At 29.6% G+C, this 14,171-nt stretch carries 12 protein-coding genes and 1 pseudogene; 2 read left to right on the plus strand and 11 right to left on the minus strand.

Translation table 11 applies throughout. From position 1 onward, the window contains the following. Positions 1-77: 77 nt before the first annotated feature. The 6 genes from Q0W25_RS00715 to Q0W25_RS00740 form a co-directional block, all read right to left on the minus strand. On the minus strand, positions 78-1,583 hold the full coding sequence (locus Q0W25_RS00715) for a VPA1262 family N-terminal domain-containing protein (protein WP_298517643.1): 1,506 nt from the start codon (positions 1,581-1,583) through the stop codon (positions 78-80). A 69-nt stretch (positions 1,584-1,652) separates the two neighbouring features. Then, positions 1,653-2,792, minus strand: coding sequence for a hypothetical protein (locus Q0W25_RS00720; RefSeq protein WP_298517646.1), 1,140 nt, complete (start codon positions 2,790-2,792; stop codon positions 1,653-1,655). Position 2,793: 1 nt separating this feature from the next. After that, positions 2,794-3,987, minus strand: a complete 1,194-nt coding sequence (locus Q0W25_RS00725; protein WP_298517649.1) for a hypothetical protein — start codon at positions 3,985-3,987, stop codon at positions 2,794-2,796. After that, entirely contained in the window at positions 3,965-4,129 is a 165-nt protein-coding gene (locus Q0W25_RS00730) for a hypothetical protein (RefSeq protein ID WP_298517652.1), read from the minus strand. The genes Q0W25_RS00725 and Q0W25_RS00730 overlap by 23 nt, the downstream gene beginning before the upstream one ends. 2 nt (positions 4,130-4,131) lie before the next feature. Next, on the minus strand, positions 4,132-4,626 hold the full coding sequence (locus Q0W25_RS00735; RefSeq protein ID WP_298517656.1) for a hypothetical protein: 495 nt from the start codon (positions 4,624-4,626) through the stop codon (positions 4,132-4,134). Next, positions 4,613-6,430, minus strand: a complete 1,818-nt coding sequence (locus Q0W25_RS00740) for an AAA domain-containing protein (protein WP_298517659.1) — start codon at positions 6,428-6,430, stop codon at positions 4,613-4,615. The genes Q0W25_RS00735 and Q0W25_RS00740 overlap by 14 nt, the downstream gene beginning before the upstream one ends. A gap of 95 nt (positions 6,431-6,525) precedes the next feature. Between Q0W25_RS00740 and Q0W25_RS00745 the strand changes: the two genes are divergently transcribed. Beyond that, positions 6,526-7,380 carry a HEPN domain-containing protein gene (locus Q0W25_RS00745; protein WP_298517660.1) on the plus strand — a complete coding sequence of 285 codons (855 nt, stop codon included), beginning with the start codon at positions 6,526-6,528 and terminating at the stop codon, positions 7,378-7,380. A 63-nt stretch (positions 7,381-7,443) separates the two neighbouring features. Then, positions 7,444-8,433 (plus strand): DUF2971 domain-containing protein, encoded by a 990-nt coding sequence (locus Q0W25_RS00750; RefSeq protein ID WP_298517664.1) that lies wholly within the window; start codon positions 7,444-7,446, stop codon positions 8,431-8,433. 154 nt (positions 8,434-8,587) lie between these two features. Here the strand turns inward: Q0W25_RS00750 and galU are convergent. The 5 genes and pseudogenes from galU to Q0W25_RS00775 all read right to left on the minus strand — a co-directional run bounded on the left by galU (position 8,588) and on the right by Q0W25_RS00775 (position 14,151). Then, positions 8,588-9,430 (minus strand): annotated as a pseudogene (galU, locus tag Q0W25_RS00755) (UTP--glucose-1-phosphate uridylyltransferase GalU). 618 nt (positions 9,431-10,048) lie between these two features. Then, complete coding sequence (locus Q0W25_RS00760) at positions 10,049-10,810, minus strand: Cys-Gln thioester bond-forming surface protein (protein ID WP_298517667.1); 762 nt, start codon at positions 10,808-10,810, stop codon at positions 10,049-10,051. Between the two features lie 183 nt (positions 10,811-10,993). Further along, positions 10,994-11,932, minus strand: a complete 939-nt coding sequence (locus tag Q0W25_RS00765) for a DUF1848 domain-containing protein (protein WP_298517669.1) — start codon at positions 11,930-11,932, stop codon at positions 10,994-10,996. Positions 11,933-12,175: 243 nt separating this feature from the next. Continuing rightward, positions 12,176-12,967 (minus strand): DUF1848 domain-containing protein, encoded by a 792-nt coding sequence (locus Q0W25_RS00770; protein WP_298517671.1) that lies wholly within the window; start codon positions 12,965-12,967, stop codon positions 12,176-12,178. 26 nt (positions 12,968-12,993) lie between these two features. Next, positions 12,994-14,151 (minus strand): thiolase domain-containing protein, encoded by a 1,158-nt coding sequence (locus Q0W25_RS00775; RefSeq protein WP_298517675.1) that lies wholly within the window; start codon positions 14,149-14,151, stop codon positions 12,994-12,996. Positions 14,152-14,171: the final 20 nt, after the last annotated feature.

A 14,171-nucleotide genomic window follows, 5' to 3' on the forward strand; every position in this document is an offset into this window, starting at 1 on the left:
TTTTTGAACCTACTTTTTTTTAAATTTTATTTTATTTTATTTTCATTAAGTAATATTAATTATATAATTTATCTTGGTTAGAACGTTTTATAAATTATGCATTCATGATGGTTTAATTGGTTCCACAAATCATCAAATGCTTCAATAATTAATTCTGGATAAGGTATTAACTGTAAGATGTGATGTTTTTTTCCAAAAGAATTTACTGACGTTCCAAGCGAATAAACTTTTGGTTCTTTATAAATATTATTTGAAGGAAATATTAAAAATCTATCGTGGAATGGATAACCGTAAGTTCCATGTTGCATTCTCACTTCTAGGTTTAAGTTTAAACCATATTGTTTTTTAATCTTAAATCCTTTTTTAATTTCATTAATCTTTCCAGCTTTTTTTGAAGTAATTGCTCTAAGAGGAACGTTAAGTGTTTCCGAATAATATAATGTCTTAAAAATTTCATCTGCAGTTAGATAAGGATCCCATAAATAAACTCCATTTGCACCATTTTCGGAAATTAGTTTTTGCAAATCCTTCACGGCATTTTGTTCTTCATTATATTGTTTAAATGATAATTTATTTGATAATCCAATTTTTTTAATATGGTTTACAGAGTGATTTATTTCATCATTGTAATCTAGGGGTCTTCGTTTGATTATTGGAGAAATTTTATTTAAAGGAATTCTTTTAAGTTTACCGTTTTCATAAAATTCCCTTACATAATCTTGTGACACGACTTTTGCATTAATACTTAAATCATGCATGTAGTCCCCAACATCATGATACAATATTAAATTATCTTCTAAATTATAAATTGTAGTTTCTATCCCTCCATATGAAAAATTATCGAATATAAATTCTTCTTCATCAAATGTTTTTAATTTTTTAGTTGAACTTCCTATAATAATGTTATCTTGTTTTGAAGTCACTGTCACAATGCCATTTGGTGTTTCGTTTAATTTTTCATTCCAGCTAATTGATATTTTTGTCCGATCAAATTCAGTTACAAACTGATTAACATTTAATATGGTTATGGGGAATTGAAAAATAAAATTTCCAATTCTTTCAGGCACAATTTTAAATTTAAAATCTAATATTTCTTCAATATGATTACAAATTTTATTAAACTCTTTATAATTCTTATTGAATGAAAATTCTTTTTTAGAATTAAAAAATTCCAAAATATATGAAGATTGCACTGCATCTTCTTTAATTAAAATTTCCTCTAATCGATTTTGTTTTTTCAATGAAATGAATTGTTTTGGAATTAATTCCAATGATTTTTGTTTGAATTCATTGTCATCTGAATTAATCCAAATATTATTCTTCAAAGATTCAAATCTATTTTTCACTTCTTCAATTGTTAAATAATACTTTTGAATGCCTAATGAATAGTTTTTATTTATGTTTTCAGGGGTGTGCGTTAAATATCTTGCTAATTTTCCATTATACTCTGATTCAGTAAAATAAATTAATGTATAAAGGTTTAAGATAGTATTATCTGATTTATTTATTAAAAATATTTCAGTTACTTCGCAACTTTTATAAAAACCCAGTTTTTCAGGGGACAATAGTAAATTAAAAATCATCTCTTTTCACTAATTTAAGCATATTTAAATTTTCAAATAATTTATAATAAATTTAATTTGATGGATGTGTTATGAGTGTAGGTTACATTCAGCTAACAGTTCATCAAATTTTTCACTTTTTTTAATGTCAATTAAATATTTTTCATATCGAACTTCCTTATCTAGTTCTGAAATATATTTTAGATTATTTTTAGAGTCATTTATTAATTTTTCCACTTTATTAATTTCTGATGAATTTAATAAACTTAAAAAGATTTTCCAATCATTCATGTCTATTGTAATGAATTTATTACTAAATTTATTTTTCAATTTATTTAAAGTGATTCTTAATAATTCATCTTTTGGAATAATTTCTAATTCATGTAACACATTAAATAATTGTGATAATTCTCTTAAATTTTTTATTTCTAAATCATTGAAAATGCTATAAAAAATATCATAATTGTCTTTAAGAATATTTGCAACATCAATTAGAATTTTCTTGCTTTTTGGAGATTTGATATAATCTAGAATAATTCTTATTAATAATGGGAGTTCTATTCTTTTTAAAATATTAAAATTATGGTGCCACATTTCAACATCAGATTTAAATCGGCTATTTTCATTTGTAAATGGTTCTATTAGATAATTAAATAATGCATACATCTTTAAATCATCATCAAAGTTAAAATCAATATCATTGTTTATTTTCAAATTATTAATTATTTTGTCTTTTAATAGTGATATAAATAGATAATTATGTTTTTCATTAAACATCAATTTAAAAAAATACTTTTTATCATATTTATAAATCCAATTTAATAATAAGATAAGTGGTTGAGGTATAGAAAATGGAATGGGCCACCATTCCTTAATAAATGAATAATAATTATGATAAGGAGTAACAGGAAAATATTTATAGTTAATATTTAAGTGGCCTTTGAAATATTGCATTAAATATCCTTTTAGATTTGAATATGATTTTAATTTAGTGATATTGGGTAAATCATTAATATTTTCAATATCTCTATTTAAAAATCCAATATAAAAGGCAAAAGTATATTTCATTTTATCTTTTTTTCGAAAATCTTTAATTATTGTTTCAAATTTTTCTTCTTCTAATTCAATTTCTGATATTTTATATAATTCATTTAAAAAAGAAGATTCACTGATTTCTAAACCCTCTATCATGATTTTATCAATGATTTTTTCTAAATCTTCAAGTTCCATTTTATTCCTCCAAGTTGTATATGTTATCTGAAACAATATCATCGTACAAAATATTAAAAATTTCTTTAGAACATAATGAATCTAATTTTACTATATTTGAATAATTATTCCCATAAGAATTTAAAGAGGTTCCCATTTGATAACCAATAATTGATTTAGCTGTTTTTGAAAATATAAAACGGTCATGAAAAGATTCTTTTGCTTTAATAAAATTTAAATTTTTTAAATTCAATCCCCTAAATGCATCCCTTGCATTTTCACTTAATTCTCTTTTAAACTTATTAAATGTAATACCATTTGTTTCACAAAAAACAATATTTTTAACATTATCAGTCTTACATAAAAGTGTAACAATATTTATTAAACCTGAAATGCCTCCATTATCATCGCTAATCGCATATGGGTCATATATCCAAATTTCTCCTGAAAGACTCATTAGTTCTTCAAATATTGATAATGCTTTTAAACGTTCATTTTTTCTTAAAAATTTACATAAATTTTTTTCTAATTTCTTATTCTTTTTAATACTTGATGATTCAATATTTAAATATGCTGAAATAGAATCTAGGGAGGCATTATCGCTTATTACAAATGAATCTTCAATTCCTTTTGTAATATTAATTTTCTTTTTAGTGCCCAGTAACTCTTTTTGCATCGTGTTAGTTATAGTTCTAATATTCATGCCGATTGAACGAATAATATTATATTTAGCTTTATAAATTAAATGATTTTCAAAAAATATTTCAATTTCATAGTTATTCCAATCACCTTGTGAGTATATTTCATAACCATTAGTCACATCTTCAAAAATATAAGATTCCAAAATTATATCATTCAATTTAAATTTAACAATTGCAGTTCCTTTAACATCTTCTCCTTTTAGAGTCAAATAAGGAAATGTTTCAGAGTTATGACTTTCGCTAAATATTTTCACTGGAGAAAAAATGATCAAGTTTCCGCTCCCAGAAGCAGTTATTGGATAATTACAATATTCTTTAACAAAATTAAATAATATTTCAAATTCATCATCAGACACATTTAATTTATTATTTTCCACTATGGAATTATCTGTTTGATTAACAAATTCTTTATAAAATGTACTATAATTTCCATAGGGATTCTTCTCATGGTTGCAATCAAGGAAACCTTCAATTACAAAATCTGATTTAAAATCAGTAAAAATCTTTATTTTCATCATTAAATTCTTTAAAAACAATTTTATTGCCTGAAATATTTATAAATTCTTCTAATATTCTATTTTCAATATGTTTTTCCATTTTTTCATGACACAATGTTAGAATTTTATCGTCATTCCAATAAACTTCTTGAATTATCAATTTTATCCCTCAAATATTTGTAAATAAATTTGAACACATATTAAAATTAAATTCACAATACTCACTCCAGTCATTATCCAAGTTAGGTTTTTCGTTGTTTTATTTTGATTAAAACTTTCTTTATTTAATCTAGATGATGATTCTTCAGATGTTTTAACAAAATTATATAATCTTGCGTTGCTGATTATTTGTGAAGTTTCTGCTGGTGAACACCAATTAGGTTTAGATTTTATGTCTAGTAGACCATACATTCCGTATTGTTTTTTTGTAATGTTTTCTTTAAACTTACACATTTTTCTAAGATTATTTAATTGTTTACAATAATCATATGCTGGACAAAATCTAATTTCCCAAATGTTGCCTTTAAAATTTTGTTTGTAAATTGCTTTTTTAACACACTCTTCACAGCAATAATATTGTTTATCATCATTAACATAGTGTGCATATTCATCAATTTCATTACCGCAAATACTACAGTTATCGTTAATTCTTTTCATATATATTCTCCATATTAGTAAGATTTATCATACAATTTTCATTTTGGCAATGTTTAATAAATTCATTGAAAGTGGGGTGATGTTTCAATGTTTCAGTATTTCCAATAACTATTAATTTTCTTTTTGCACGAGTTAAAGCAACATTTATTCGCTGGTCATTAATAAATCCCGTTTCATTATCATCATTGCTCCTAACAGGGGATAAAATTATTATTTCCTTTTCTTTTCCTTGAAACCCATCTACTGTATTTACTTCAACATCAATCATTTTTTTAATCAAATCAACTTGATCATTATAAAGGGATATAATTCCAACATTCTCTTTATCAATGGTTAATTTCAGATATTTGTCTGCAATTTCAGATGCAATTTTAGCTTCCAAGGCATTAAATGTCGAGGTACTGTTCTCATATTGTTTTTCTTTATTATTTTCCAATGATTTTGTATCTAAAAACACTAAAGGACTTTCTATGTCGCACTTCCCAAATCTTTCATCTATTTTTATATTTTTATAATTCTTGTCACATTTTAATCTATTGTTATAGAATTTCTTGTTTGGAAATTTCATCAAAGTTTCATTCATCCTATGTTGAATATTCAAGAATTGTTTTTGACTAGGAAAATTATTAATAAGTTTTTTAAATAAAGTCTCTTCTAATTCAACACATTTACTTTTAACTGTGGGTGGCAATTGCTTATGATCACCTGCTAAAATAAATTTATCAGCTTTTGATATGGGCAATAATACTTTAGGGATAGTTGTTTGTGATGCTTCATCAATAACTGCAACACCAAAGGAAACATTATTAAGAACATCTAATGTAGAGGATGAGTTAGTGGTTAGAACTATTTCGCTTTCAGATATGATTTCTGATTCAATTTCTTGTTTTAATAGATTATTTTTAGCATATAATTGATTAATTAGAAATTTGTCATAATTTGGCTTATTAGTTAATTTTTTTATTTTCTTGAGGTTTTTTGAAATCTCTTTATATTTTGGATGATTTTTAAATTTAAAGTTCAAAGTTGCTTTTCTAACCTTATAATTAATTTTATGCTCATTACCGATTCTTGTTATATTTAATTTTGTTGGCATTAATCTTTCAACAATATTATCAACAGCTGCATTACTATCAGCAGTTACTAATACTTTATGATTTTTGGCTTCTTGGCGAATTAATTCAACCAAGGTTGTAGTTTTTCCAGTTCCAAATGGTCCATGGATTAAAAAGAAATCTTCACTTTTTAAACTTCTAATCACGGCTCTTTTTTGTGATTTATTGAGATGTTTGTCATAAAAATTAATGTATTTTATTCTTTTTTTATTTGGAGGATTTAAATTATTTAATGCATATTGAAGAGCCATAAATACATTGGGGTTTTGTTTATATAAATTTAAATTTTCAATCATTTTCATATATTCACTATCCCTGACAAATAAATCAATTCTTGCTTTATCAGGTATTCCCCATTCTAAAATTTTTTCGTTATCAAATACAACTAAAATAGAGTTTGATCTTTTTTCATAAACTTTGCCCTTTAAAATTTTTTCAGGATGATTTTCGTCACTCACTAAAACGGTATCTAATTCATTTATGTCTGTGTTTATTTTTTCATCTTTTTTGAATTTTACAGTGATTGGGAATTTATGTATTCTACGTCCAGAAATATTTCTAATTGTATTTTCACCATTTGATTCATGATTTTGAAGTAACTCAATGAGTTTTTTCTGCATTTCTTTTTCTTCAAAATTTCTCTCATGCATAATAAGATTAATTAATTTATTTTTATATTCTTCTGGCAATGATATCACTTAAAAATTTGGTTAATAGTATATTATTTTAAATACTATTTAAACTATAAGAGAGAGCATTTGCAAAGTATTATTGTGGTGATACATTGACTCAAAATAAAATAGACATTGAAAACTATGAATTAATAATACCTTTTTCTTTAATTTCATACCCTCCGATTGTGGTTGATATAGAATTATGTGAATTTGACATTAACAATTTAAACCTTAAATTAACAAAAAATAACAACAAATATTATTTGAATGTATCAAATTTTGATGATAAGTCTGAAATATGTGATTTTATAGAGAATTTTGAATTTTTTATAAAATATTATACATTAGGAAGGGAATACTGTGCTATTGAGTATGATGAGAATGAAATATATCCTAAAGGAATTAGTATGGAATTAAAAGAGGTACAAATAAAAGAAACTTCTGATCGTTTTGAAAAAGAATTAGAGAAAACTTTAACCGGTAAATATGAATTAACTGAAGATTTAAAATTAGCATTGGATATATATTCAAAACACGCACAATATAACAAAAAAAGCCAATATTTAGATTTAATTACTATATTGGAAATATTAAAGCCCACTTATCCAGTTTCAGATAAATCTTTAAAAGCTATTGGTGAAATTAAAAAGGATATGAAATCAATTCGAAAGAATTTTAAAAATGGGTCTGAAGAGTTTAAGGAATTTGATAGATATTTCCATGACTTAAAGTTTTGGGAGGATAAGTCTATTAATAGTTCATTACAAAAATTTGCAAATGGGCATCAAGAAGATTTTAAGGAATTTAAAGATATTGATGATAAACTTAAAAGGGCATATGCTATACGTAGCAATATTACTCATAATGGATTTATTGATGATGACTTTGAGAAATATTATAATTTTTTAAGGAAATTTGTTGGGAAATTATTAAAAATAATGATTGATGAATCTAGAAGAGATTAAATTTATTGTTTTATCATATCAAATGAGTAAATAACATTTAATATTGTAGAAGTGATTAATCCAATGTGGAAAAAGAAATACCATAAATTATATTTTCAGGATACCCGAGATATTAAATCACAAGCTGAAGCTTCAATTTTAAAAGAGGATAATTTTCCTAAACTTCTTTTTAAATACATGAAAGCAGAACATGCAATAAATTCTCTCGAAGATGATTTCATAAAAGTTTCAGACCCCTTCCATGTCAACGATCCATTTGAGGGGGAAATGCTTTTTGATTATGAAATGATATCTCAACAATATAAGGATGATTTGCTCATTCGACAGCGGGAGGATCCGAATTTGAACTTCTCTGATGAAGACAAAAACTTAATTGTCAACAGCGAAAATCCTCTAAATTCATTCATGGATATTGTTTATAATAATGATTCGGGCAGGGGTGAGGGCTTAACAATGGAGGAATTCAAATTAGAGTTTGTGGAGACTTTTGACGAGTTTGCCCAGTATAGTGTAAAAAATTATAATCATGAACTGAAAAAACAGATGCTTTTTGTTTGCTTATCCGAATCGAATAATATTATTCCAATGTGGGCACATTATGCAGGCAATCACACAGGAGTATGTATTGGATATGACCTTACGGATTTTGAGTTGGGTTCTGAAGAAACATGTCATCCTATTTTATATGTTCAGGGCTCTGATTTTACAGAGGAAATCAATAACATTGATAATGCTGAGCGAAACAAATTGAAAGTTTTGGAAGAGCCGTTTTTGAAAAAGTCACATGACTGGAGTTATGAGAAGGAATGGCGGATACTAATTGATAAAATGAAATTAAGGCAAGCATTAAAATTAGGATTTTCATCTGTTATGGATAGACGTGAGGATTTATGCTTTATTAAATTTCCAAAACCTGTCTGTGTATTTTTGGGGTTGAATATTTCGGCTGATTGTAAACAAGAAATTATAAAAATTTGTAAAGAACGTGGAATAACAATTTATAAAATGATTAAAGATTCAAGCAGGTATAATTTAAGTCATATGGAAATTTAAATTGTTTAATTCGAATACATTGCCTTACACAATTCCTTGAAGGTAATTAAATGATTCTATTAGATTTAAATTTCGGATTATTTAAGTGAAGTATTTATCTCATCCATTTGTTTAATCAACTCTACTTTCAAGCATTGTCATGCCTTTTCCACATCTAGATATAGCTTTTCATATAGTTGACCAGATCATCTTTAAACTCATTATCATCCAATGCAAATTCGATTGAGGTCTTAAGCCATTCGAGTCTGTTTCCAATGTCATAGGTTTTGCCTTCAAATGCGACTCCATAAATTGAATCCAGTTTTTGAAGGGCATCGGTAAGCTGAATTTCACCGCCAACTCCAGGCTCTGTCTCATCAATCTTGTCAAAAATATCTGGTGTCAGCACATACCTGCCCATTATTGCAAGGTTGGATGGTGCCTTATCCATTGGTGGTTTTTCAACCAGTTCTTCGATTTTGTAGATGTCCTTTTCAGCTTCGATTCCTTTAATGATTCCATATCTTTCAACTTTTTCTGGTGGAACCTCTTCAAGAGAGATTGCAGATGCATTGTACTTATTGTAAACACCTATTAACTGTTTGGTACATGGGGTGGGACCTTTAGTGATCGAATCACCTAAAAGAACAGCGAAAGGTTCTCCTCAAATATGTCTTTGGCCGCATTTGATTGCATCGCCCAATCCGTTTTGCTCTTTTTGTCTGACATAACAGATGTCTGCCAAGTCAGTAATTTTTCTGATTTCCTTAAGGTCATGGTCTTTTCCTGCCTTTTGAAGGTTGTATTCAAGTTCATAGTACTTGTCGAAATGGTCTTCAATGGATCTTTTGTGTCTTCCTGTGACTATGATGATGTCATTGATTCCTGAAGCCACTGCCTCTTCGACAACATACTGGATGGTTGGCTTGTCATAGACCGGTAACATTTCCTTTGGTTGAGCTTTAGTTGCGGGAAGGAACCTGGTTCCTAATCCTGCGGCGGGAATAATTGCTTTCATGTATTTATATTGTATTTGGCTATGGATAAATTATGTGGAAAATCTTGGTTTTGATTTTGTGTTATAAAGACACGGCGGATGATTTTTTAACATTTTATGGTGGTTCCCATTTGCTCACAAGTTTAGTTTTTTTAGACACAAGTTAGTTTAGGTTTATTCTTTTTTAGTAACAATATTTTTAGTCACAAGTTAATTTAGGGTTATACTTTTTTAGTAACAATTCTTTCATGAACATTGGTTTTGCAGAATATTTTGAATGAAAATATACGTTGGATGATTTTTGAATAAGTTTTTATTAAGAGATTATTAAGACTTATCCCTTTTTAGTAACAAGGTTTAGATAAGTTTTTATTAAGTTTTTATTTAGTTATTATTTACACTTATCCCTTTTTAGTAACAATGTTTTTTCAGAAATACGTATATTTCTGCTTAAAAAAGAATATGGAGACTAAACTCCACTATCGTATTACATAATCAATCTTGCTTAATGTATGGCTCATCCATGACGGAATTGTTAGTTAAAGATAATTTGAAGAATATTTTTGATAGTTAGTAAAATCAACCCACAACCGACTGATATAATCAGCAGTTACCTGAAATGGAGATTTCAATATCCTATCAGTTTCTTCTTTTAAAAACCAACACTGCCAGGGACAATAAAAGCAACACAAGAGGATTGCCTGTCTCATGACTTCCATTCACTTTGGCGAATCTAGTCTTTTTAAAGGATGCGTTTGTGTGATTTTGTGTAAGGTTCTCTTTGATGTTTGTCTGGTTTGTAGTGTTTTGGGAAGTGCTGTCTGATCCATTTCCTGTTGAGTTTTGAGTCAGGTTGTTTTGAAGAGTTATGTTTCTGAAATATATCTTGTATGCGAAGTAATTCTGATACTCGTTGATGTTGGATATGAAGTTTCTGAAACTATAAACCATTTCAGTGGTGTCGTTGACTTTCAAAACACCATCATTGGGCACCTTGACAGTTGCAGATTTCTCGATGATTTTTTCATATAATGTCTGATTGAACTTGCTGAACTGCTTGTTGTCGGTGAATTTCCAAATCATATGCTGGGTGGCAATGACGTCACGCTGTGACTCCTCATAGAAATATACAAAGAATGTTTTTATGTTATTGTCGACATCCTCGTCATGGACATAGAACTTATCGCCCTTTTCAGCTGAATGCTCACCCCATTCAATACAATATCCCTTGTACCCGTCGCTGAAGCTGATATTGGAATCTCCGCTTTCAAGAGCTTCAGTCATAGGCTCATCTGATAGGTACTGAGTAGGATTGTCCACAACAGTCGTGTTGTTCCCGGCCATGACCGGGGAAATTGTTATTACCAGTATGGCAAAAATGAGAATTAATTTCATTTTCATGGTGATATGTATTTTGGGTATTATATAAATTATTTTCCATTTGGAAAATTCTAAAACAGGGTTAGTGGGTTAAATTTAACTAATTATAGGGGATTTTATGTTTATTGATGAAAATGAGTGTTTTAGTTAATAAGGTTATAATTAGTGTGGAATAGAATTAAAACAATCTTACATAAAATCAATTTAAAAATCAAATAACGTTGTTTGTTTTGGCTCAATATATCTTATTACTTCAGTATCAATTAGATTATCACTTTCTTTTAGGTGTCCAAGCAATAATGGTGATTTCTCATCATGCAACTTAATAACATTCTTAGGAATATCAGGTTTTCGATTTGCGTAGCAATATTTACACTCACTTAAACAGGAATTATATGCTCCAATATCTCTTGAAGGAATACAATGACAGTTTTCTCTAATTCCACTAGCTTTAACATTTTTATAGACCACACCATGTGCCTGTTCCAATATTTCACGAGTTGTGCAACCTGCAGCATGTATACCATATTTTTCATAGCTTTCATTTGTTGCACAGGTTTGCGTATAAAGATTATACTTCTCGGATATCTCACCAATCCCTTTCAATAGCCTCACTTTATCATCATCAGTGAGTGGAATTATTTCAGGCATATTCTCTTCAACTTTTTTGTACATGTCCACAAAGCTGAATATGCATCTGTAAACCAAAGAGGCAATAGCTTCAGCCATATACTCAAAAGTTTCCAGATGTTTTTCAACTGTATATTTTTCAGTAAGCAGTATAGGGTCATATCTCCAGAGAATCTTATTCCTACCGACAATATCAGATAGTCTTTCCAACGTTTTAATAGATTGATTTATTGTTGGAACTTTAGGTTCTATATCCTTGCCGTATGCAGTAATCGTGTAGTTGCACAGAATATTGTATTTTTCATCAATACCTCCTATATGTTCCAGTATAGGTTGGTAGTTTTTGGAGCAAAACAGCAAGCAATCCACATCTTCAGGCCTTAAACTTAACTTATACACATTCTCTCTTGCAAAGGGATTTCTTGAATATGCATATCCTTCACTAAGCCTGTTCAGTAGCCATGGAGTGTAGTAGTTCACTATGTCTGTTCTTCCGCCAACATTTATTATCATTTTATCACTTACTATTTTTGGTGATTATCACATTTTTTATTTGTGTTTTGGCCAGACTTATGGAGTCAGTTCTTACAAATAAATTTTGTTCAAGACAACATGATTATTTCTGAATAGCAATAGCTATTCCTATTTATTGTCTGAATATCCGTTAAATTTTAGCTTTTTGAACGAAATTGCAAAACTTTAATTACAGAAGAAAATAATACTATTATCTGTAGTGAGAGAAAAGTAGTAGATAATTTAGGTACTATTGGCGTAGCAATACTTACATCCGTGCATGCAAGTGTTATATAATCCAATATCCCGTCCCATTAAACAGTTGCATTCACGGTTCCTATATTTTCCTTTAGGGACTTTTAAATTATTTCCAATAGCCATTTCCAACACCTGCTGGGTCATGCATCCGGTTGAATCGAAACCGAACCGGTCAAGCAATGTGCCTTCAACACAGGTTTTCATCTGTATGCCGTATACTTTCGCAATTTTTGAAAAGCCTTCACCAATAGCTAATCGTTCATCCCTTGTTACTTCCCTAGCTTCGGGAAAATTTCTCAAAACCTTTTGGTACAAATCTATAAAGCTTATTGTGCAGTCGGAAGTGTATTCATGCAATTCAGATGCCATCTCTTCAAACTTTTCAATATGAAAATCAATGCCATATTTTTCAGTGATGAATATTGGATCATATCTCCAGGATACGCAATTGCTTCCCAAAGCTTCAGACAGCTCCCTGAATGTTTTAATGACTTTCCTGTAGTCCGGAACATTGACTTCAACATCCTTGCCGTAAGGGTTTATTGTCACAAACCAAAATTGCCTATAATCGGAAAGCTTATCCAGATTTCTTACCAATGGCTTTGGATTTTTAGAGCAGAAACATATAACATCAACTGTTTTGGGATTGAAATTGTACTTATAAATTTGATTATTGTAGGGATTTTTGCTGAGTACGAAACCCTCTTCAATTCTCTTCAAGAACCATTTTGAATAAAAAGCGGGAATGTCAGTTCTTGTTCCTGTATTTATTATCATGAAAAAAAGAAAAAGTAAAAGAGATTTTATAAATCTCTTCCGAAAATGTGTACAGCTGCAGTACCTCCGGTACCACCTATGTTGTGGGTCATACCGATTTCTGCACCTTCTACTTGACGTCCACCAGCTTCTCCTCTAAGTTGCCATACGATTTCAGCAGCTTGAGCAATACCGGTAGCTCCTAATGGGTGTCCACGTGCTTTAAGACCACCGGAAGAGTTGATTGGGAAATCACCGTCGATTTCAGTTTGACCTTCTTCAATAGCTATTCCACCTTTACCTTTTTCGGCAAATCCTAAATCCTCTACAGCTAAAAGCCCGTTGATTGAGAAGCAATCGTGAACTTCAGTTACGTCAATGTCTTTAACGGTAACTCCTGCCATTTCATAAGCTTTTCTGGAAGCAACCTTGGTAGATTCAATAGTAGTAATGTCTTTTCTGTCGTGTAATGTCATAGTTCCCGAAGCCTGTGCAGAAGCTTTTACATAAATAGGAGTATCTGTGTATTTTCTTGCATCTTCAGCAGGAACCATCACAACTGCTGCTGCTCCGTCAGTTACGGGAGAACAGTCTAGTAAAGTCAATGGATCTGCCACCATGGTAGAGCTTAATACCTTGTCTACACTGATTTCAAATGGGAATTGTGCATTTGGGTTTTTGGATGCGTTTTTATGGTTAACTACTGAAAATTGTGCCAATTGTTCACGAGTAGTTCCATATTCATACATGTGCCTTTTTGCAATCATAGCATATAATGACGGGAAAGTAGCTCCTTGCTGTGCTTCCCATTCCTGGTCGGAAGCGGTAGCAATAGCTGGAGTAGCATCCACAACATCAGTCATCTTTTCCACACCTGCAGAAATTACAACATCATGATAACCTGATGCAACAGCCATAATTCCCTGTCTTAGGGCAAGTCCTCCAGATGCACAAGCAGCTTCAACTCTTGTGGTTGGAATTGGGTTGAGCCCTACATGGTCAGAAATAAGAGCTGCAATGTGTTCCTGTTGTACAAACAATCCGGAAGACATGTTTCCAACATACATTGCTTCAATACTGTCACCATCAATTTCAGCATCGACAATAGCCTTTACTCCTGCCTCAGCAATCAAATCTCTAAATGATGAATCCCATAATTCACCAAATTTTGTTTGTGAAACTCCGATAATCGCAACATCTCTCATATTTAAGCCCCCTTACATTT

Origin of the sequence: uncultured Methanobrevibacter sp. (assembly GCF_947166415.1) — an archaeon.
GTDB lineage: Archaea > Methanobacteriota > Methanobacteria > Methanobacteriales > Methanobacteriaceae > Methanocatella.